Source organism: Streptomyces sp. NBC_00887 (assembly GCF_045207585.1).
In genome coordinates this window covers 4,716,578-4,737,371 of the sequence record NZ_CP108788.1, presented here as the reverse complement: position 1 = coordinate 4,737,371, position 20,794 = coordinate 4,716,578, and the positions used below count along the sequence as shown (strand labels likewise).

The window sequence follows — 20,794 nt, the reverse complement described above, 5'->3', positions numbered from 1 at the left end:
ACAGGCAAAAACGAGGGGCTCTTCCGTTGCGCGAACTGCCGCGAGGACGTCCTGGTAGGGCGTCAGATCACAGAAGATAGGCGTCGTGCGGAAGAACGGTTGGTACTGCACGGTCGACTTGGATCCACCGCAGCCCCACCTCCTCCGGCCGGTCCCCCGTGGGGGATCACGTGTGCCGGGACTGAGAGCAACGCTTCTGCGTGCTGTCCCGGCCGACGGCCCAGGCTATCAGCCACCCCGGGGCCAATCCGTACCTTTGCCCGTTCGAAACGCGTTCTATGCTCGCGGCATGGGAGAAATTCTTGCTCTGGTCGAGGCCCGGCTCCGTACGGCCCTGGGCGAACCGGACGCACGCGCCGATGTGACGTTCCTCGGCACGGACCGTATCGAGGTGCTCCGCTTCATCGACGGCGACGTGGTGCGCTACGCCACGCTCGGCATGTCCGGACAACCGATGGCCGACCCCACCTCGCCCCTCGCCGACCCGGTGAAGGGCCCGCGTGCGGAACTGGTCCTTTCGGTACGGGCCGGCCTCGCCGACACCGACCAGGTGCTGCGGCCGCTCGCCGTGCTCGCCGCCTCCCCGCAGGTCGAGGGACTGATCGTGGCACCGGGCGCGTCGCTGGACCTCGGTCAACCGCTGTGGTCCGGGGCGCCGTTCAGCTCCGTGCTCGTCGCCGAGCCGGGCGGCCTGGTCGAGGACCTGGAGCTGGACGATCCGATGGACCCGGTGCGCTTTCTGCCGCTGCTGCCGATGACCCACAACGAGGCGGCCTGGAAGCGGGTCAGGGGGGCCCAGGAACTGCAGGAGCGCTGGCTGTCCCAGGGGACGGATCTGCGTGACCCGCTGCGTTCCTCGGTACCCCTGGACTGATCGGGACCACCGGTTCGCCGCGCTGCGGACGGGTGATCGTCCTTGACGCGGCGACGACCGGGGAGGACCGTTGGGCCCTATGAGGGGCGAACCCAGTTGCCCGAAGTGCGGTGGCCGGGTCAGGGCGCCCGGTCTGTTCGCCGATTCCTGGCAGTGCCCTGTGCACGGCCAGGTGCACCCGATGCAGCCGGTGATCCCACCCAGTGTCGAGGCGTTGGGCGTGGTGGTGCACCGATCGCAGGTGCCGGTGTGGATGCCGTGGCCGCTCCCGGTCGGCTGGCTGTTCACGGGCGTGGCGTACGCCGGTGACGACCGCAGCGGTGGCCGGGCGACCGCGGTGGCCTGCTCCGGCCCCGGTCCGCTCGGAGGCATGGGCGAGCTGCTGCTCGTCGCCGAGGAGCTCGGCGTCGGACTCGGCGCGCGCCACGCGGGCATCGACGGCCTGGACCCCGGTGCCGGATTCGGTGTCGATGACGCCCCGGACGCCAAGGTGCTCGCCGCAGGGCGTCCCACCCCGCTCTGGCACGTCAAGGACGCCCCGGACGACCGGGCGGTCTTCGCGGGCGAGGCGCGCGGTCTGTGGCTCTGGGCGATCATCTGGCCCGAACAGTCCGGCCTCCTGATGTACGACGAGCTGGTGCTGACCGATCTGCGCGACGCCGGCGCGGAGGTGGACCTCCTTCCGTGCGGCGCGCTCACGCCCCGGCTGCTCACGCCGCCCTGACCGGGGCCGCGGCGACGGGGCCGGGCGCACCGTACCCGGCGGTTATCCTTGACCGTCCCCCTGTCCGCAGCCCGCCCTGGAGTACGCGTCGTGCGCATCGATCTGCACACCCACTCCACCGCGTCGGACGGCACGGACACTCCCGCCGAACTGGTGGCCCGTGCCGCGGCGGCGGGCCTGGACGTCGTCGCCCTCACCGACCACGACACGGTGGGCGGCCACGCGGAAGCGGTCACGGCCCTTCCTGAGGGCCTCACGCTCGTCACCGGCGCCGAACTCTCCTGCCGCGTCGACGGCATCGGCCTGCACATGCTGGCGTACCTCTTCGATCCCTCGGAGCCCGAACTGGCGCGCGAGCGCGAGCTCGTACGGGACGACCGGGTGCCGCGCGCGCAGACGATGGTGGCCAAGCTCAGGGAACTCGGCGTACCGGTCACCTGGGAGCAGGTCGCACGGATCGCCGGGGACGGTTCCGTCGGCCGTCCCCACATCGCCACCGCGCTGGTGGACCTCGGCGTCGTCGACACGGTCTCCGACGCCTTCACGCCGGCCTGGCTCGCGAACGGCGGACGTGCCTACGCGGAGAAGCACGAGCTCGACCCGTTCGACGCGATCCGGCTGGTCAAGGCCGCGGGCGGCGTCACGGTCTTCGCGCACCCGCTCGCCGTCAAGCGCGGCGACGTGGTGCCCGAGGCGGCGATCGCCCGTCTGGCGGCCGCTGGGCTCGACGGCATCGAGGTGGACCACATGGACCACGACGAGCCCACCAGGGCCCGGCTGCGCGGCCTCGCGGGCGACCTGGGGCTGCTGCCCACCGGGTCCAGCGACTACCACGGCACCCGCAAGACCGTACGGCTCGGGGAGTACACGACCGATCCGGAGATCTACGGCGAGATCACCCGGCGCGCCACGGGAGCCTTCCCGGTGCCGGGAGCCGGTGGACCCCGCCGGGCGTAACGCGCCTCCCGCACGCTACTCATTCCTGTTTCCGGCGGCACCCCTGCCGCCCCCTCGCAGCGTCCGGCCGTCCTCGCGGCCCCGGACATGCGCACCTCTGTTCGGCCCGCTCTTCTCTCGCAAGGCTCACCGTGTTCGACGTCGCTGTCTTCGGATCCCTCTTTCTCACCCTTTTTGTGATCATGGATCCCCCCGGAATCACCCCGATCTTCCTGGCCCTCACCGCGGGCCGACCCGCCAAGGTGCAGCGCAGGATGGCCCTGCAGGCGGTCGCGGTCGCCTTCGGGGTGATCGCCGTCTTCGGTCTGCTCGGTCAGCAGATCCTCGACTACCTGCACGTCTCCGTCCCCGCGCTGATGATCGCGGGCGGCCTGCTCCTGCTGCTGATCGCGCTGGACCTGCTCACCGGCAAGACGGACGAGCCGACGCAGACCAAGGACGTCAACGTGGCTCTCGTCCCGCTGGGAATGCCGCTGCTCGCCGGGCCCGGCGCCATCGTGTCGGTGATTCTGGCGGTGCAGCACGCGGACGACGCGGCCGGTCGGCTCTCGGTCTGGTCGGCGATCATCGCCATGCACGTCGTGCTCTGGGTGACCATGCGCTATTCGCTGCTGATCATCCGTGTGATCAAGGACGGCGGTGTGGTGCTGGTGACGCGGCTCGCCGGAATGATGCTCTCGGCCATCGCCGTCCAGCAGATCATCAACGGGGTCACCCAGGTCATCCAGAACTCCTGACCCCCGGACAGCACGGCGCCCCCGCACAGACCTTCCGTGCGGGGGCGCTTCTCTTCAGCGGCGCAAAGCGGTGTGAGGCGTTACGAAGCCGAGCTGTCGGCCGGCCGGATGTAGATGCGCTGGCCTATTGCCGCGGCCTGCTGCACGAACCGGTTGACGGAGGCGGCGTCCACGACGGTGCTGTCCACGGCGGTACCGTCGACATCGTCGAGTCGCATGATCTCGAAGCGCATATGGCTTCCCTTCGTCTGATCCTCCTGCTGGAGAACTACTGGGCAGGACGGGCTGGCCGTCCGCAAGGATGAAGAGCGCAAGGCGTCTGCGTCTCGCGCTCCACAGGGGGTACAACGGCTTGCCCTCTACAAACATTCCCTACGCTAAGGAAATTTTTTGGATGTCTAAGTACCCTTCAGTAACTGAGCATGCGCAGACGATGAGGACCGCATGAACCACGCGGACACACAGCCGGACGAAGGACCGGGCATCCGCGAGCAGCTGGACCGCACCAACGAGCTGCTCCAGCGCGTGCTCGCGGAGGTGTCCAAGACGCCCTCCACCCACGCGATCTTCGTGGACGCGGGCTATGTGTACGCCGCGGCCGGGCTGCTCGTCACCGGTACCGAGGACCGCCGCTCCTTCGATCTCGACGCGGAAGGGCTGATCGAGGCCTTCATCGACAAGGCCCGCACGATCTTCGCGGACAGCAGGCTGCTGCGCGTCTACTGGTACGACGGGGCCAGGCGCCGGATCCATACCGTCGAGCAGCAGTCCATCGCCGAGCTCCCCGACGTCAAGGTCAGGCTCGGCAACCTCAACGCCAACAACCAGCAGAAGGGCGTCGACTCCCTGATCCGGACCGACCTCGAGTCGCTGGCCAGGCACCGGGCCATCAGTGACGCGGCACTCGTCGGCGGCGACGAGGACCTGGTCTCGGCCGTCGAGGCTGCACAGGGCTACGGGGCGCGCGTCCACCTCTGGGGCATCGAGGCCGGCGAAGGACGCAACCAGGCCGAGCCGCTGCTCTGGGAGGTCGACAGCCAGCGCACCTTCGACCTCGACTTCTGCCGCCCGTACGTGACCCGGCGCCCCGTCACGATGTACGAGGACGACAGCCCGGCACCGGCCCGTGAGGACGTGCGCTTCGTCGGCGCGCAGATCGCCGCCACCTGGCTCTCCTCGCGCGGCCGGGAATCCCTCGCCGACCTGCTGCCGGGGCACCCCTATCTGCCGGGCTCCGTCGACCAGGACCTGCTCGTCGAGGCCGAGCGGCTGCTCCAGCACTCACTGCGCGGCCACGCGCATCTGCGGCGAGCGCTGCGCGACGGCTTCTGGCAGCACCTGCAGGCGCAGTACTGACACCTGCCGGGGGCTGCCCCGGAAGATCAGATGCTGTTCCAGAACGAGACGAGCGCCGCCGCCGTCATGTCCGGCCTGGCCGTGTTGGGGGAGTGCTCGGCTCCCTCGATCACGGTGCGCCGCGCACCCAGCCGCCGCGCCATGTCGTCCATCAGCGGCACGGGCCAGACATCGTCGGTCTCGCCCGACACCACGTGTACCGGCAGGGGCAGGGCGGCGAGCTCGGCCACCCGGTCCGGCTCGGCCGAGAGCTGGGCGCCCGTGGCGATCAGCTGCGCGGGGTGGTGGCGCATCCAGCGGCGGCGCAGGTCCTCGCCGTCGCCGGTGTCCGCGTCCTCGGGCGGATCGAGGGCGCGCATGGCCTGCCAGACGTCGGCCATGCTCCAGCGGGTCAGGGCGTCGCTGAGCAGCTGCGCCTTCTTCTGCTGGGCGGGGGCGATCTCGGCCGGTCCGGACGACATCAGGGTCAGCGAACGGAACGGCGAGGCGTCGAGCAGCGCCGCGGCGCGGGCGATGTGGCCGCCCAGGGAGTGCCCGAGCAGATGGATCGCGCCGGTCGCGGTGGCGTCGTCGGGGACGGTGAGCGCAGCGGCCTGGGCCAGCACGTCACGTGCCAACTCCGCCTGTGCGTACGACTCCTGACGGTCCGTCCCCTCGGTCTCGTACTGGCCGCGGCCATCGACGGACACCACCCGGAACCCGGCATCCGCAAGAGGTTCGAGCAGGGCGATGAAGTCCTCCTTGCTGCCGGTGTACCCGGGCAGCAGAAGGGCGGTCGAGTGCGCTCCGGTACGCGGTGCGGCGTCCAGCACGGCGAAGTCCCCGCGCGCGGTACGCAGCATGCGGGCACGGGCACAGGGGGGCGGGGTGAAGGTGGGCGGCCGGCTCATGGGCCGAGGTTATCGCCGGTGGCGGCACCGTGCCCGGGAACGCGTACGGCCCCGGTCCCCGCAGCTGCGGGAACCGAGGCCGTACGGGACGGGCCTGAGTGATCAGCCTTCGGTCGTCGCCGCCTCGGCGGCGGCCGTTGTCGCGCGGGCACGACGACGGCGCGGCTTCGCAGGTGCCTCGTCCTCGGACGTGGCAGCGCTCGCGACGGTCTCGAGGACTGCGGCCTCCGCCTTCACGGCGGCACGCGGCCGACGACGGCGCGGCTTCGTCTCCGCGGCGTCCTCGGTGGCGGCCGGAGCAGCGGCCACCGCCTCGGTCTTCGGCTTTGCGGCGGCACGGGGCCGACGGCGGGCCTTGGTGTCGGACACGGGCTCGGACGCCGGAGCGATCTGGAAGTCGACCTCGTCGACGACCGGCCTGACGACACGGGCGCGGCGGCGGGGCTTGGTGACGGACTCCGCCACCGGTGCGGCGACGGCCACGGTCTGGAAGTCGACCACGGACTCGGCGGCCGGGGCCACCGTCACCGTCTCGGCGACCGCCTTCGCGGTGGTGGTCCGGGCGCGGCGGCGGCGCGGCTTCGCGTCGGTCTCCGGCTCGGCCTCGGCCACGGGTGCGGCCACGGCGGTCTCGACGACAGCAGGCGCGGCCGGAGCCTCGGCCACGGCCACCGCGGACTCCACGACGCCCTCGGGGGCGCCGACGCGGGCACGGCGACGGCGGCGCGGGGTACGCGCCTCCGTCTGCTCCTCGCCGGCCTCCGTGGACGGCGCGGGCACGGTGACGGCGCCTTCCTCGGAGGCGCTGCCGCCCCGGGTGCGACGACGCTGACGCGGGGTGCGCGGCGCGCGCTCCTCACGAGGTGCGGGGGCGGTCGCGGCCGACTTGCGGCCGCGGCCGCCGGTCTCGCCGAGGTCCTCGAGCTCCTCGGCCCGCAGCCCGGCACGGGTCCGCTCGGTCCTCGGCAGAACACCCTTGGTGCCCGCGGGGATGTCGAGGTCCTCGTACAGGTGCGGCGAGGTGGAGTACGTCTCGACGGGGTCCGGGAACTTCAGGTCCAGGGCCTTGTTGATCAGCTGCCAGCGCGGGATGTCGTCCCAGTCGACCAGCGTGATCGCGATGCCCTTGGCGCCCGCGCGGCCGGTACGGCCGATGCGGTGGAGGTAGGTCTTCTCGTCCTCCGGCGACTGATAGTTGATGACATGGGTCACACCCTCGACATCGATACCGCGCGCGGCGACATCGGTGCAGACGAGGACGTCCACCTTGCCGTTGCGGAACGCGCGCAGCGCCTGCTCACGGGCGCCCTGGCCGAGGTCGCCGTGGACCGCGCCGGACGCGAAACCGCGCTTCTCCAGCTGGTCGGCGATGTCGGCGGCCGTGCGCTTCGTACGGCAGAAGACCATGGCCAGTCCGCGTCCGTTGGCCTGGAGGATGCGGGAGAGCATCTCCGGCTTGTCCATGTTGTGCGCGCGGTAGACGTGCTGCGCGGTGTTCTTGACGGTCGTGCCCTCGTCGTCGGGCGACGTGGCGTTGATGTGCGTCGGCTGCGACATGTAGCGGCGCGCGAGAGAGATGACGGCGCCCGGCATGGTGGCCGAGAACAGCATCGTCTGGCGCTTCGGCGGCAGCATCGTGATGATGCGCTCGACGTCGGGCAGGAAGCCCAGGTCGAGCATCTCGTCGGCCTCGTCGAGGACGAGGACGCGGATGTGCGACAGGTCGAGCTTGCGCTGGCCCGCCAGGTCGAGCAGACGGCCCGGGGTGCCGACGATCACGTCGACGCCCTTCTTGAGGGCCTCGACCTGGGGCTCGTACGCCCGGCCGCCGTAGATCGCGAGAACGCGGACGTTACGGACCTTGCCGGCGGTGAGCAGGTCGTTGGTGACCTGCTGGCACAGCTCGCGGGTGGGGACGACGATCAGGGCCTGCGGCGCGTCGGTCAGCTTCTCCGGCGCGGCACGGCCCGACTCGACGTCGGCGGGGACGGTCACGCGCTCCAGGAGCGGGAGACCGAAACCGAGCGTCTTGCCGGTGCCGGTCTTGGCCTGGCCGATGACGTCGGACCCGGAGAGCGCTACGGGGAGCGTCATCTCCTGGATGGGGAAGGGGGACGTGATGCCGACGGCCTCAAGGGCTTCGGCCGTCTCGGTAAGGATTCCGAGGTCGCGGAAGGTAGTCAGGGTGCTGCCTCTTCTGTGAGACGCGGTCCGAGGCGAACGATGGGGGTCGTACCGTGCCGGGGTTGGTCATCCGGCCGTGGATGGGCCGGGTGGCGCGGGACCACTGCCGTCGCTCGAGCGCTCGTGCCGCTGAGGGGGCCCCTCATCTGCGGTCGTACGTGTCGCACACACCGCGTGGAGGGCTGTCGGGTCGGAGCCGATCGGGCCACCGACCGGGCATCCTCATTCAAGGTCGCGCTTCTGGCACATGAAAATGCTCAGTAAGCGCAATACCACTGTACCCCGGATTCGCGCATGTGTGTTGGGCGAATTCATCGGAACGGTGTGATGTCTCCGGCTGACCAGGCCCTTCCGTCCTGGGGCGGGCGGGCTATTCTGCGCTCCATGGAGACGCCTGACAACGCCACTGAAGCATCCGACGAAGCACCCGCACCCACCGGGATCGCTGCCCAGGACTGGGCCACCGCGTCCACCGACCCGCAGTACCGTGCCGCAGTCGTGGACCTGCTGGGCGCGCTCGCCTATGGCGAACTGGCGGCCTTCGAGCGGCTCGCCGAGGATGCGAAACTCGCGCCGACACTCGGGGACAAGGCGGCACTGGCAAAGATGGCGTCCGCCGAGTTCCATCATTTCGAGCAGCTGACGGACCGGCTCACCGCGATCGAGGAGGAGCCGACGGCGGCCATGGAGCCGTTCGCCAAGGCGCTGGACGACTTCCACCGGCAGACCGCCCCCTCGGACTGGCTCGAGGGCCTCGTCAAGGCCTACGTAGGCGACTCGATCGCCAGCGACTTCTACCGTGAGATCGCGGCCCGCCTCGACACCGACACCCGCTCCCTCGTGCTGTCCGTGCTCGACGACACGGGGCACGGGAACTTCGCGGTCGAGAAGGTACGGGCCGCCATCGAGGCGGAACCCCGTGTGGGCGGCAGGCTCGCGCTCTGGGCCCGGCGGCTGATGGGGGAGGCGCTCTCCCAGGCCCAGCGGGTGGTCGCCGACCGCGATGCCCTGTCGACGATGCTCGTGGGCGGAGTCGCGGACGGCTTCGACCTGGCCGAGGTCGGCCGGATGTTCTCCAGGATCACCGAGGCCCACACCAAGCGGATGGCCGCACTCGGCCTGGCGGCCTGACCGACGCCCCTATTGGGCCGCAGCGGACCGGACCGGCCTGCTGCCGCGCGGGCGGATGAGCAGCGACAGGGTCACCGCCCCGACCAGCACCGCGCCGACCGGTGTCGCCAGGACATGGCCGGAGCCCAGCGCCGAGTGCGTCAGATACGCCCCGAACAGGGCGCCGAGCGCCCCGGTGACGAGCACGGTGCGGTGGGACGGGAGCCGGCCGGGCAGCCGGCGGAGCGCGACCCAGGACAGCGCGAGTCCGAGCACGACGGAGCTGATGGATTCCCAGAGCACAGAGTGTCACCTCGCTTGCTTGCGCGGCGGGCAGATCGGTCGTAGGCGGTATTACCCGGGGCCGCGGAATGCAACCCTCCCCTGCCCCCGGGAAACCCTTCCGGGGGAAAACCGGTGGTGAAACGGTTGGGGCGGGAAAACGGGGACAGCGGAAGAGGCCCGGCGGATGTTGTCCGCCGGGCCTCTTCCGCTGTCTTCGGGTCGCGCGACCTACAGCGCGCCGAACCCCACCCGCCGGGTGCTGGGCTCGCCGATCTCCACGTACGCGATCCGGTCGGCCGGCACCAGAACCTTGCGGCCCTTGTCGTCCGTGAGGCTGAGCAGCCGCGCCTTGCCGCTGAGCGCCTCGCCGACCGCGCTCTCGACCTCTTCGGCGGAAAGCCCGCTCTCCAGAATGATCTCCCGGGGCGTGTGCTGCACCCCGATCTTGACCTCCACGGCTATGTCCCTCCGACGGTCCGTCTCTGCGCGGTGAACCGCGCCGTACGCAGCACACATTAGCCCGGTGAAGGGAGCGATCACGGGTCGACCGGCAACGCCCGCAGCGAACACCGGCACCTGCCGCGCCGGGGACTCAGTGCTGATCGGTGCCGTGCAGCGGGAATCCCGCGATGCCCCGCCATGCGAGCGAGGTCAACAGCTGTACCGCGGTGTCACGCGGAATGCCGGACCGGCTGGAGAGCCAGTAGCGCGCCACCACCTGGGAGACACCGCCCAGGCCGACCGCGAGCAGCATCGACTCGTCCTTGGACAGACCCGTGTCACCCGCGATCACGTCGGAGATCGCTTCGGCGCACTGCAGCGAGACCCGGTCGACCCGTTCGCGGACCGCGGGCTCGTTGGTCAGGTCGGACTCGAAGACGAGGCGGAAGGCGCCGCCCTCGTCCTCCACGTACGCGAAGTAGGCGTCCATCGTGGCCGCGACGCGCAGCTTGTTGTCCGTCGTCGAGGCAAGGGCCGTGCGGACCGACTGGAGCAGCGACTCGCAGTGCTGGTCGAGCAGGGCCAGGTAGAGCTCCAGCTTGCCGGGGAAGTGCTGGTAGAGCACCGGTTTGCTGACACCGGCCCGCTCCGCGATGTCGTCCATGGCGGCGGAGTGGTAGCCCTGCGCGACGAAGACCTCCTGCGCAGCGCCCAGCAGCTGATTACGTCGGGCGCGGCGGGGCAGGCGAGTGCCCCGCGGGCGCGCTGCCTCTGTCTGCTCGATGGCTGTCACGCCGCCTCCCAAATTTGTGATCAAGCACAGCCGTTCAGTACACGCTGCGCCGTGCAGCCATCGTACTTTTGAGTAACCCGGGTGTGCGCGGCGCGGACGCAGAATTTCACGGACCGGACTGCTGCGGTAGCCACAGATGTGCCAGGTGATGCCGCAAAGCAGGTCGTATTACCGGTAATCGTCCTCATCTTGTGCGACAACGCGGGCCTGTTCCGCCGCATCCGCTTCGTTTGCCGCGTCCCGGTCGATGTCGGTGAGCGGTTCGTCGCGCTCCTGCCGGATGTCGGCGTGCTGTTCCGCGGCGTCGGCTTCGGACGCTTCCTGGTCCGGTTCGTCGGACTGGGTGTCCTCGAAGGTCTCCGGGTCGCTCGGGTCGACCGTCATGGTGGCTCCCTTCCTTCCCTTGAAGCCTAGGAGCAACCCTTCGGGGGCGCTATGCGGCCTGTGACGGCGAACACATGAACCAGCGCGTGATCATCTCGTAACATTGCCGCATGTCTTCGACCGAGCTGCCCGGTACCCGCGCCGCCGCCGCGCTGGCTCCCACGGTCAGTGCTGTGAGAGTCGCGGAGGGTGAGAAGCTTCGCTCCGTCCCGCTGCCCGGCCTCACGCTGACCGTCCGTGCCCGCCCCGGGGCGACGGCGGGTCTCGCTCCCGCTCTCTACGTGCACGGGCTCGGCGGCTCGTCCCAGAACTGGTCGGCGCTCATGCCGATGCTCGCGGACGTGGTCGACGGGGAGGCGGTCGACCTGCCCGGCTTCGGGGACTCCCCGCCGCCGGACGACGGCAACTACTCGGTCACCGGACACGCCCGGGCCGTGATCCGGCTGCTGGACGTGGGGCAGCGTGGACCCGTTCACCTTTTCGGGAACTCTCTGGGCGGCGCCGTTGCCACCCGGGTCGCGGCAGTCCGCCCCGATCTGGTGCGCACCCTGACGCTGATCTCGCCCGCCCTGCCCGAGATCCGGGTGCAGCGGCCGGCCGTGCCGACCGGGCTGCTCGCACTCCCGGGCGTCGCTTCCCTGTTCTCCCGGCTCACCCGGGAGTGGACCGCGGAACAGCGCACCCGCAGTGTCATGGCACTCTGTTACGGCGATCCGGCACGCATCTCCGAGGAAGCCTTCCGTCACGCGGTGGCCGAGATGGAGAGACGGCTGGAGCTGCCGTACTTCTGGGACGTCATGACGCGCTCGGCACGTGGCATCGTCGATGCCTACACTCTGGGCGGACAGCACGGGCTGTGGCGCCAGGCCGAGCGGGTGCTCGCACCGACCCAGCTCGTGTACGGCGGACGGGACCAGCTCGTCTCGTACCGGATGGCACGCAGAGCGTCCGCGGCCTTCCGCGACTCGCGGCTGCTGACACTGCCCGACGCGGGGCACGTGGCGATGATGGAGTACCCGGAGGCGGTCGCCCAGGCGTTCCGGGAACTGCTCGACGAGTGCGGCGGGAGCTGATCCGGGGCGTGGGACGACACAGTCGAAAAGGCCCGGTGGCCAAAGGGCGCGATACCGGGGCCGCTGCCGCTGCCGCGGTCGGCGGCGAACGCGGCACGGCCCGCTCCGAATCCGGCACCGGTCGGCGCAGGCTGGACTCCGCCGCACCTTCCGCAGGGGGCGGCCACACGCCGTTCCACGATGTCCCGCAGGCACGCGGCGGCCATCCCGAGCAGCGCGAGCCCGGCGGCGGCTGGGGCACCGGCACCCAGCAGCGGTACGGCGACTGGCAGGGGCTCGGTCCCGGCCAGCAGACCTACGCCCGGCAGGCCGTGGCGCGGCAGCTGACGGCCCAGCAGGCGGCGCAGCGCGCGGCCGACCGGCGCCCGACCGCAGGGCCGCAGACCGGTGGGACGCCGCTGATACCGGGCCCGCGCAGGGAGTTCGTCGACGCGTTCGACGATTCGGACAGGCCCACCGCGCCGCCCGACGAGGCCGAAGGGTCCGACGGATCCGGGGACGCCCCGGGCACAGGCGCCCGGGAGGGCAAGGGAGGCAAGGGCCGCGCCTTCACCGGGATCGCGGCCGCCGCGGTGACCACGGTGCTCGCGGTCGTGGTGGCCGGACAGGTCGCACAGGGCTCGGGGGGTGACTCCTCGGTCGCGTCGCAGGCCGCGGGTGTCGACCGGCTGGGCCCCGAGGACACCTCACGCTCCGTGGAGCGGCAGACCCCCCGGGCGCAGCCTCAGCAGGTGGAGGCCAAGCCCCTGACGTACGCGGAGAAGATGGCCGCGCCCTATCCGCTCACCCCGACGCTCAAGGGGTCCGGGAAGTTCGAAGCCGTCCCCGGGCTGGCGAAGGCACCCGGCAAGGGGCACAAGTACCGCTACCGGATCGACGTCGAGAAGGGCCTCGGTCTCGATGCGCTCCTCTTTGCCGAGGCCGTGCAGAAGACGCTCAACGACGACCGCAGCTGGGCGCACAACGGCGCCATGACCTTCGAGCGGATCTCCTCCGGCGAGCCCGATTTCGTGATCACGCTCGCCAGCCCGGGCACCACCGGGATCTGGTGCGAGAAATCGGGTCTGGACACCACGGAGGACAACGTCTCCTGCGATTCCGCCGCCACGGACCGCGTCATGATCAATGCCTACCGCTGGGCCCAAGGCGCCTCGACCTTCGGTCCGGACAATCTTCTGGCCTACCGTCAGATGCTGATCAACCACGAGGTCGGGCACCGGCTCGGACACAACCATGTGAGCTGCCGAACTCCCGGCGCCCTGGCGCCCGTCATGCAGCAGCAGACCAAGACGCTGGAGCTGGACGACATCAAGTGCAAGCCCAATCCGTGGGTGCATCCCGGCAGTTGAGCCGCCGCCGAACCGCGAGACGGGCATGGGGCTGCTGCTCGTCACGCACGACGTGGGCGTCGCGGCGGAGAGCGTGGACGGCGTACTGGTGAAGCAGGACGGGCGTGCGGTGGAGCGCGGCCCGGTCGCCGAGGTGCTGGGTGCGCCCCGGCAGCCGTACACCCGTGAACTGCTCGCGCCGGTGCCCCGGGCGGATGTGAAGCGCGTGCCGCGGATCCCGGGGCCAAGGGCTACGGAAGCACGTGGCGAAACCACTGCTCGAAGACGTCGGCCTGCGGCGGGAGTTCGGCCGGGGCGCACGCCGGGTCACGGCCGTGGACGGTGTCTCGCTCACCGTCCGCCGTGGCGAGACCCTGGGCATCGTGGGGGAGAGCGGCAGCGGCAAGACGACGCCAGGCCGCATGCTCGTGCGGTTGCTCGACCCGACGGCGGGCCGGCTCCGGTACGGGGGCAAGGAGATCGGCTCACTCGCGGAGAAGGCGCTCCGCCCGCACCGCCGTGAGCTCCAGATGGTCTTCCAGGACCCCGTCGCTTCGCTCAACCCGCGCCGCTCGATCGTGAGTCCGTCGCCGATCCGCTCCGCGCGGCGGGCGGGAGTGACGAGACACGGATCCGGGACCGGGTGCGCGAACTGCTGGAGCGGGTCGGACTCGACGCCGACCGGTACGAGCGCTACCCGCACGAGTTCAGCGGGGGCCGGCGCCGGCGGATCGCGATCGCTCGCGCACCGGCGGCGGAGCCGAAGCTGATCGTGTGTGACGAACCGGTCTCCGCGCTCGACGTCACGACCCAGGCGCAGGTGATCGCGCTCCTCGCCGAGCTCCGGCGCGAGCTGGGCATCGGCCTGGTCTTCATCGCCCACGACCTGGCGGTCGTACGGCAGGGCAGCGACCGGGTGGCGGTGGTGCGGGCGGGCAGGACCGTCGAACAGGGCGGTGTCGACGAGGCGTACGGATCCCCGCGGGACCCGTACACGAAATAGCTCCTGGCGGCTGTTCCGGTGCTCGATCCGGCACGTGCGGCCGTGCGCCGCGCCGCCCGCAAGGAGCTGGCCGAAGCCTGACGCCCTGTAACCGAACGGCACCTTATCGCGACAGAACGCGACGGGGGCGGGAAAGTTACGGTGGTTCACCCCTTTCGGTGGTGCGACGGACAACCGTCCGGCGTGCCACCGGCGTATCCGCTTACGGTCGTCCCGCTGTGAGTCGCCGATCAACGGCGGCCGCCCACAAGGGAGATCGGGGGTGTGCTCGTGCGGATCGGACTCCTCACGGACGGTGGTTATCCGTATGCGACCGGTGAGTCCAGACTCTGGTGCGACCGCTTGGTGCGCGGTCTGCCCCAGCACGAGTTCGACCTCTTCGCGCTCAGCCGCTCCGCCCACCAGGAACAACAGGGCTGGGTGAGGCTCCCGGACCGGGTCGTGCGGGTGCGGACGGCGCCGCTGTGGACGCATGACGACGAAGCCCGGCACGGATTCCGTCCGAGAGGGCTGCCCGGCCGTCTCGCCACCGGTCTGGGGCGCTCGTACGGGCGGCGCGACCGGCGGCGCTTCACGTCGCACGTGACAGCGCTCGTCGACGCCGTCTGCGCGGGAGGCGACGCCGCCGCCGAGACCGGTGAGGACACCGGGCGGGCGGGCGCGTACGCCACATCGGCGGACCGCTTCACCGACGGCCTCTACGGTCTGGCCGAACTGGCCCGGGAGCGTGGTGGCCTGCACACCGCACTGCGCTCCGAGGTGACCGCAGGGATCGTGGAGTCGGCGTGCCGCGCCCCGGGAACCGGACGGACCCTGCACGGCGCGACCGTTCCCGACTACCTCGCCTTCACCGCCGAACTGGAGCGCGCCCTGCGCCCGCTCTCCCTCGACTGGTACGACGAGGAGAGCCTCGGGGCGGTCGACCTCTGCCACGCGGCCTCCGGTGGCGCCGCGGCCCTCCCCGGGCTGCTGGCCAAACGCTTCTTCGGAGTGCCGCTGCTGGTCACGGAACACGGTGTACCGCTGCGGACGCACTATCTGGCCGCGCCCGAGGCGCCGTTCGGTGCGCCGGTGCGCGCCCTGCTGGCCAACTTCCACGGGCAGCTGGCCTCCGAGGTGTACCGGCAGGCCACGGTCATTACGCCCGGCAACACCCATGTCCGCCGCTGGCAGGAGCGGTGCGGGGCCGACCACTCCAAGCTGCGCACCGTCTACCCGGGCATGGAGGCGGAGCGCTTCGGGGCCGTCGGGGAGGGGGACGACGGCGCCGGTCCGGACACGCTCGTCTGGATCGGACGGATCGAACCCGCCAAGGATCTGATCGCCCTGCTGCACGCCTTTGCCGAGGTGCGCCGGGCCGAACCGGGCGCGCGGCTGCGCATCTTCGGGGCCCCGGCCCAGGGCGACGAGGGGAACACCTACCTCGCGCACTGCCGTGCGCTCGCCGCCCACCTCTTCCCCGACGAGGCGACGGACGCGCACGCCGTGGGCGACAGCCCGGTCACCTTCGAGGAGATCGGCGGTCCCGAAGTACCCGACCTCGCGGAGGCCTACGCCGCGGGCGGGGTCGTCGTCCTGTCCAGCGTTGTCGAGGGCTTCCCCATCAGCCTGGTCGAGGCGATGTTCTGCGGCAGGGCCACCGTCTCGACGGATGTCGGCGCCGTCGTCGAAGTGATCGGCGGTACGGGGCTCGTGGTGCCCCCGCGCAACCCCCGGGCACTCGCCGACGCCTGCGTCGCGCTGCTGCGCGACCCCGAGCGCCGAGCGCGACTCGGAGCCGCGGCTCGCGCCCGGGCGCTCGAACTCTTCACCGTCGAGCAGAACCTTGCGGCATTTCGCGGCATCTACCTGGATCTCGTGATGCATTCCCCGGCCTCGTGGGCGGCGACAGCGGGTCCTGAGGACCCCGACAGCCCACCACGCCCCTTCGCCACACCCCCGGAGGCCCATGTGCTGGGCCAACTGCCTTCAGCCCCGGTGACTTCGGGCGCCCCCCGGGTGCCGAGCTGGGCCGTCGGGGCCGAGGAGGGCGTGTGCGCGGGCGCACGCCGAGTGGGGGACCGCGATGCGTGACGACCTGACCGGCCATGACCACGGAGGACCCACGATGGGCCGACCGACCGACGTCCGGGACGGAACCGCCGCGCTGCCGGAACGTGCTCCGGAGGTCACCGCGACCGACTCGCTGTCCGCCACCGCCACCGCGACCGACTCGCTGTCCGCCACCGCCACCGCGACCGACTCGCTGTCCGCCACCGCCACCGCGACCGACTCGCTGTCCGCCACCGACGACGCGAAGGGTGGGACGACCGTGTCGGCCGACGGCGATGCCACGGACCAGGCCGCCCCCGGCGTCCGCGCCCCCGAGATCGCCTACCACCCCGCCCGCAGGCTCGCCGAGCGGCGCGGCCCCGCCGATCCCGTGAAGCTGCTCATGCACCGGCACAGGGACCTCTGCGAGCGGGCCGTCGACCCCCTGGAGATCGCAGCCGGCCTGGAGGCCCACGGGCTCACCGACCGCACCGCCGCCCGCTACCGGCACCGTGACGTCTTCTCGCTCGCGGAGGAGCTCTACGCCCGCGTACCGGGCACGGCGCGGCCCACACCCTCCGACCTCCCGCAGCCGGGGCCCGACACCGAGACGCGGGCCGGCTGGACGCTGCTCGCGCTGCTGCCCGGCGCCGCGTGCCTCGCGACCGTCGGGGTGCTCCGGGCCACCGAAGGGGTGCTCGACGGGGAGTCGCGGTTCGCGGTGACCGCCGTCGGGGCGCTGCTCGTCGTCCTCGGGCTCCGGCTCTGCCTGCGGACCGGCCCCCTGCGCGCCCCGGCCGGCGTCGGCGGCGTGGCGCTGTACGTCTGCTGGCTCCTTGGCTACGCGGTGTACGGCGACGACCTGCTCGGCCAGGTCATCAGCGGTGGTCCCGACGGGCACTGGACGGCGGCGCCCGCCCCTGTGCTCGGACTGGCGCTGTCCGTGGCCCCCGCCGCCTGGTGCACGCACCTGTTCGCCGTACACGCCCGCCGGCGACTCGCCGGCAGCCACGGACTGGCGGAGTTCGGCGCCGGTGTGCGCCCCCTGCTCCTCGGTCTCGTCGCCGTCTTCCTGTGCGCGCTGGCCGCTCTGCTGGTCCTCGCCGGTCTCGGCTACGGGGGCGGCGGAGCTCCCCTCGCCCCGGCCGCGCTCGGAGCCCTGCTCTTCCTCGCCCGCCTGCTGGCCGTCCACGGCTTCCCCGAACCCGCCGCCACCGGACTCGCCGCAGCCTGCGCCGTCGAAGTGGCCGCTCCCTTCCTGATCCTGGCCGGGCGGCTGCCCGGTCTCGACCTCCTCGCCCGGCCCGTCGAAGCCCTCGTCATGGCGGCCGGCGCCGGAGGCGTACCCATCCTGGCCTGCGGCGTCGCCGCCCTCGGCCTGCTGATCCACGCCTCGGTCGCGCTCTCCCGGGCTTCCGCCCACGCCACGGCGTAACCAGAGACCGCCCATCCGCGGAGCCGACGCCGCGGACCTTCCTCCCGCAACACACCTTCCTCAAGGAGACACCGGACATGACCCCCCAATCCCTCGCACCGGCAGCCCGCCGTCGGCACTCAGGGGGCGCGCGATGAGGGTTCTGCTGCTCGGAGCCAACGGATTCCTCGGTCGCTTCGTCGCCGACCGCCTGCTCGCCGACCCCGCCGTGCACCTCACGGCGCTCGGCCGCGGCGACGACGCCGACGTACGGTTCGACCTCGCCGGTGGAAGTCCGGGAGCGCTCACCCGCTTCCTGGACGCGGTCCACCCCGGAGTCGTCGTCAACTGCGCGGGCGCCACCCGCGGCGGCGCACGCGACCTCACCCGCCACAACACCGTCGCCGTCGCCACCGTCTGCGAAGCCATGCGGCGCAGCGGCTGCAGCGCCCGGCTCGTCCAGGTCGGCTGCGCATCCGAGTACGGGCCCTCGCAGCCCGGCTCGTCGACCCCCGAGGACGCCGTGCCCCGTCCAGGGGGTCCGTACGGCGTCAGCAAGCTCGCCGCCACCGAACTCGTCCTCGGCTCCGGCCTGGACGCGGTCGTCCTGCGGGTCTTCTCGCCGGTCGGGCCCGGCACCCCGGCGGGCTCCCCGCTCGGCAGGCTCGCCGAGACGATGCGCCGGGCCATGCAGTCCGGGGACCCCGAGCTCAAGCTCAGCGGCCTCGGTGTACAGCGCGACTTCGTCGACGTACGGGACGTGGCGCGAGCCGTCCATGCCGCCTCGTTGTCCGCCGCCCAGGGCGTCGTCAACATCGGCACCGGCCGAGCCGTACGGCTGCGTGACGCTGCGGCGGTCCTCGCCAGGGTCGCCGGATACGCGGGCGCCCTCCACGAGCTCGACACGCCGCCCGCCCGGCTCCCGATCGGCGCCCCCCGGACCTCCGCGGAGTCCGTCGTCGAGCATCTCGCCGCGACCCCGTCCCCCTATCCGGACGGCTGCGGCGCGTGGCAGCAGGCCGATGTGCGCACCGCCAGGGACCGGCTCGGCTGGCGCCCCCGGATCAATCTGGAGGAGTCCCTGGCCGACATCTGGATGGAGGCGGCATGCCGTATCTGACCAGCACCGACGTCACCCTGCGGACCAGCGGCGCCGAAGGGCTCGGCGTCGGTGTCCCCGGCTACGCCCATCCACTGCTCGCCCCCACCGAGTGGGCCGAGCTCAATCGCCCCGGCACGCCCCTGCACTGGGCGGTCCTCAACATCGACAACGGGCCGGGTGCCCGACCCGACCCGCACTGTCTGGAGGCGGCGGGTCGCCTCCGCAACGCCCGGGAACGAGCCCTGCACGGAGATGCTCCCGACGACGCCGTCCGGGCGGCGGGCGGCCGGCTGCTCGGCCACCTCGACCTGGCCTTCGGCAGCCGCCCCTTCGGGGAACTGGTCGCCGACGCCCAGTCCTTCCTCGACTGGTACCGGGTCGGCGGCTTCTATCTCGACCGCTGCCCGGCCGAGCGCGCCGGCCTGCCGGGGGTCCGCAGGCTCACCGGCACCCTGGGTGCGCTCCTGGAGGACAGCGACAGCGCGGGCGGGGGCGGCATGCTGGTCCTGGGGCACGGCACCCACCCGCATCCCGGCTACGCCGAGGCCGCCGACCAGCTGGTCACCTTCCGCGGGCCGTGGACCGACTACCGCTGGTCACAGGTGGCCGAGTGGACGGCCGCGTACGAGCCGGGCCGCTTCGCCCACTTCGTCCACGGGGTTCCGCGGACCCACCTGGAGGAGGCCATGCGCGTCGCACGCTGGCAGGGCGCGGGCACGATCTTCTTCACGGATCGTGACGCCCGGCGAGGACAAAACGACCCATTCGCGGCACTGCCCAGCTACTGGGACGAATTCGTCTCGCGGATCGGACCCGGTATCTCGGAATGAGGAGCGGCGTGGCAGTGTTACGGCAGAACAACCGTACGTAGATGAAGTACGTAGAAACCGACCACCTGCATTGTTGAGGTTCCTGTGTCGCTGCCACCCTTGGTCGAGCCAGCTGCTGAGCTCACCGTCGACGAGGTCCGCAGGTACTCCCGCCACCTGATCATCCCGGATGTCGGGATGGACGGACAGAAGCGGCTGAAGAACGCGAAGGTGCTGTGTGTCGGCGCCGGCGGGCTCGGCTCGCCGGCCCTGATGTACCTGGCCGCGGCCGGTGTCGGCACGCTCGGCATCGTGGAGTTCGACGAGGTCGACGAGTCGAACCTGCAGCGCCAGATCATCCACAGCCAGGCCGACATCGGCCGGTCCAAGGCCCAGTCGGCCAAGGACTCGGTGCTGGGGATCAACCCGCTGGTGAACGTCGTCCTTCACGAGGAGCGGCTCGAAGCCGAGAACGTGATGGACATCTTCGCCCAGTACGACCTGATCGTGGACGGCACGGACAACTTCGCCACCCGCTATCTCGTCAACGACGCCGCGGTCCTGCTGAACAAGCCGTACGTCTGGGGTTCGATCTACCGTTTCGACGGCCAGGCGTCCGTCTTCTGGTCCGAGCACGGTCCCTGCTACCGCTGCCTCTACCCGGAGCCGCCGCCCCCCGGCATGGTCCCGTCCTGCGCCGAGGGCGGTGTCCTGGGCGTGCTCTGCGCGTCCATCGGCTCCATCCAGGTCAACGAGGCCATCAAGCTGCTCGCCGGTATCGGTGACCCGCTGGTCGGCCGGCTGATGATCTACGACGCCCTGGAGATGCAGTACCGCCAGGTCAAGGTCCGCAAGGACCCGGACTGCGCGGTCTGTGGCGAGAACCCCACCGTCACCGAGCTCATCGACTACGAGGCCTTCTGCGGCGTCGTGTCCGAGGAGGCGCAGGAGGCGGCGGCCGGCTCCACGATCACTCCGAAGCAGCTCAAGGAGTGGATCGACGGGGACGAGAAGATCGAGATCATCGACGTCCGCGAGCAGAACGAGTACGAGATCGTCTCGATCCCGGGCGCCAAGCTGATCCCGAAGAACGAGTTCCTGATGGGCAACGCGCTCCAGGACCTTCCGCAGGACAAGCGCATCGTCCTGCACTGCAAGACGGGTGTCCGCAGCGCCGAGGTCCTCGCGGTCCTCAAGTCGGCGGGCTTCGCCGACGCGGTGCACGTCGGCGGCGGCGTGATCGGCTGGGTCCACCAGATCGAGCCCGAGAAGCCGGTCTACTAGGTCTTCCGCTGTACG

At 71.4% G+C, this 20,794-nt stretch carries 20 protein-coding genes and 1 pseudogene; 14 read left to right on the top strand and 7 right to left on the bottom strand.

Features of this window, described 5'->3' with window-relative positions; translation table 11 throughout:
- The first annotated feature begins 289 nt into the window (after positions 1-289).
- The 4 genes from OG844_RS21430 to OG844_RS21415 all read left to right on the top strand — a co-directional run bounded on the left by OG844_RS21430 (position 290) and on the right by OG844_RS21415 (position 3,292).
- Positions 290-874 carry a suppressor of fused domain protein gene (locus OG844_RS21430; protein WP_406392334.1) on the top strand — a complete coding sequence of 195 codons (585 nt, stop codon included), beginning with the start codon at positions 290-292 and terminating at the stop codon, positions 872-874.
- A gap of 79 nt (positions 875-953) precedes the next feature.
- A complete protein-coding gene (locus OG844_RS21425) occupies positions 954-1,598 on the top strand; it encodes a DUF6758 family protein (RefSeq protein WP_406392332.1) in 645 nt (214 codons plus the stop codon).
- A 90-nt stretch (positions 1,599-1,688) separates the two neighbouring features.
- A complete protein-coding gene (locus OG844_RS21420; protein WP_406392331.1) occupies positions 1,689-2,555 on the top strand; it encodes a PHP domain-containing protein in 867 nt (288 codons plus the stop codon).
- Between the two features lie 131 nt (positions 2,556-2,686).
- Positions 2,687-3,292 (top strand): MarC family protein, encoded by a 606-nt coding sequence (locus OG844_RS21415; protein ID WP_406392330.1) that lies wholly within the window; start codon positions 2,687-2,689, stop codon positions 3,290-3,292.
- Between the two features lie 80 nt (positions 3,293-3,372).
- Here the strand turns inward: OG844_RS21415 and OG844_RS21410 are convergent, their stop codons facing one another.
- Positions 3,373-3,525, bottom strand: coding sequence for a hypothetical protein (locus tag OG844_RS21410; protein ID WP_351167890.1), 153 nt, complete (start codon positions 3,523-3,525; stop codon positions 3,373-3,375).
- 211 nt (positions 3,526-3,736) lie between these two features.
- On the opposite strand from OG844_RS21410, the gene OG844_RS21405 reads away from it, so the two are divergent.
- Positions 3,737-4,648 (top strand): NYN domain-containing protein, encoded by a 912-nt coding sequence (locus OG844_RS21405; RefSeq protein ID WP_383187434.1) that lies wholly within the window; start codon positions 3,737-3,739, stop codon positions 4,646-4,648.
- A 26-nt stretch (positions 4,649-4,674) separates the two neighbouring features.
- Here the strand turns inward: OG844_RS21405 and OG844_RS21400 are convergent, their stop codons facing one another.
- A complete protein-coding gene (locus OG844_RS21400; protein ID WP_406392328.1) occupies positions 4,675-5,538 on the bottom strand; it encodes an alpha/beta fold hydrolase in 864 nt (287 codons plus the stop codon).
- Positions 5,539-5,640: 102 nt separating this feature from the next.
- Positions 5,641-7,632, bottom strand: a complete 1,992-nt coding sequence (locus OG844_RS21395) for a DEAD/DEAH box helicase (protein ID WP_406392326.1) — start codon at positions 7,630-7,632, stop codon at positions 5,641-5,643.
- Positions 7,633-8,106: 474 nt separating this feature from the next.
- On the opposite strand from OG844_RS21395, the gene OG844_RS21390 reads away from it, so the two are divergent.
- Positions 8,107-8,853, top strand: coding sequence for a ferritin-like fold-containing protein (locus OG844_RS21390; protein ID WP_384612102.1), 747 nt, complete (start codon positions 8,107-8,109; stop codon positions 8,851-8,853).
- A gap of 9 nt (positions 8,854-8,862) precedes the next feature.
- Here the strand turns inward: OG844_RS21390 and OG844_RS21385 are convergent, their stop codons facing one another.
- The 4 genes from OG844_RS21385 to OG844_RS21370 all read right to left on the bottom strand — a co-directional run bounded on the left by OG844_RS21385 (position 8,863) and on the right by OG844_RS21370 (position 10,735).
- Positions 8,863-9,135: a hypothetical protein gene (locus OG844_RS21385; RefSeq protein ID WP_384612104.1), complete on the bottom strand. Its 273-nt coding sequence runs from the start codon at positions 9,133-9,135 to the stop codon at positions 8,863-8,865.
- A 210-nt stretch (positions 9,136-9,345) separates the two neighbouring features.
- Positions 9,346-9,573: a DUF3107 domain-containing protein gene (locus OG844_RS21380; RefSeq protein ID WP_406392325.1), complete on the bottom strand. Its 228-nt coding sequence runs from the start codon at positions 9,571-9,573 to the stop codon at positions 9,346-9,348.
- A gap of 136 nt (positions 9,574-9,709) precedes the next feature.
- The gene (locus tag OG844_RS21375; protein ID WP_351167902.1) at positions 9,710-10,351 is read right to left on the bottom strand and encodes a TetR/AcrR family transcriptional regulator; all 642 of its coding nucleotides are present in this window, start codon (positions 10,349-10,351) and stop codon (positions 9,710-9,712) included.
- A gap of 168 nt (positions 10,352-10,519) precedes the next feature.
- Complete coding sequence (locus tag OG844_RS21370; RefSeq protein WP_406392324.1) at positions 10,520-10,735, bottom strand: hypothetical protein; 216 nt, start codon at positions 10,733-10,735, stop codon at positions 10,520-10,522.
- A gap of 110 nt (positions 10,736-10,845) precedes the next feature.
- On the opposite strand from OG844_RS21370, the gene OG844_RS21365 reads away from it, so the two are divergent.
- The 8 genes and pseudogenes from OG844_RS21365 (at position 10,846) to moeZ (ending at position 20,779) form a co-directional block, all read left to right on the top strand.
- Positions 10,846-11,808, top strand: a complete 963-nt coding sequence (locus tag OG844_RS21365; RefSeq protein ID WP_406392322.1) for an alpha/beta fold hydrolase — start codon at positions 10,846-10,848, stop codon at positions 11,806-11,808.
- Positions 11,809-11,816: 8 nt separating this feature from the next.
- Positions 11,817-13,157: a DUF3152 domain-containing protein gene (locus OG844_RS21360; RefSeq protein WP_406392320.1), complete on the top strand. Its 1,341-nt coding sequence runs from the start codon at positions 11,817-11,819 to the stop codon at positions 13,155-13,157.
- Positions 13,158-13,173: 16 nt separating this feature from the next.
- A pseudogene (locus OG844_RS21355) lies at positions 13,174-14,220 on the top strand (ATP-binding cassette domain-containing protein); the annotation flags it as partial.
- A 189-nt stretch (positions 14,221-14,409) separates the two neighbouring features.
- Positions 14,410-16,212 (top strand): DUF3492 domain-containing protein, encoded by a 1,803-nt coding sequence (locus OG844_RS21350; protein WP_406396208.1) that lies wholly within the window; start codon positions 14,410-14,412, stop codon positions 16,210-16,212.
- A gap of 34 nt (positions 16,213-16,246) precedes the next feature.
- Positions 16,247-17,605: a hypothetical protein gene (locus OG844_RS21345; protein ID WP_406392319.1), complete on the top strand. Its 1,359-nt coding sequence runs from the start codon at positions 16,247-16,249 to the stop codon at positions 17,603-17,605.
- Positions 17,606-17,738: 133 nt separating this feature from the next.
- Positions 17,739-18,704: an NAD-dependent epimerase/dehydratase family protein gene (locus tag OG844_RS21340; RefSeq protein WP_383185669.1), complete on the top strand. Its 966-nt coding sequence runs from the start codon at positions 17,739-17,741 to the stop codon at positions 18,702-18,704.
- Positions 18,692-19,516 carry a spherulation-specific family 4 protein gene (locus OG844_RS21335; RefSeq protein WP_406392317.1) on the top strand — a complete coding sequence of 275 codons (825 nt, stop codon included), beginning with the start codon at positions 18,692-18,694 and terminating at the stop codon, positions 19,514-19,516. Before OG844_RS21340 ends, OG844_RS21335 begins: the two co-directional genes overlap by 13 nt.
- A gap of 84 nt (positions 19,517-19,600) precedes the next feature.
- Positions 19,601-20,779 carry an adenylyltransferase/sulfurtransferase MoeZ gene (gene moeZ / locus OG844_RS21330; RefSeq protein WP_406392315.1) on the top strand — a complete coding sequence of 393 codons (1,179 nt, stop codon included), beginning with the start codon at positions 19,601-19,603 and terminating at the stop codon, positions 20,777-20,779.
- The last annotated feature ends 15 nt before the right edge of the window (positions 20,780-20,794 follow it).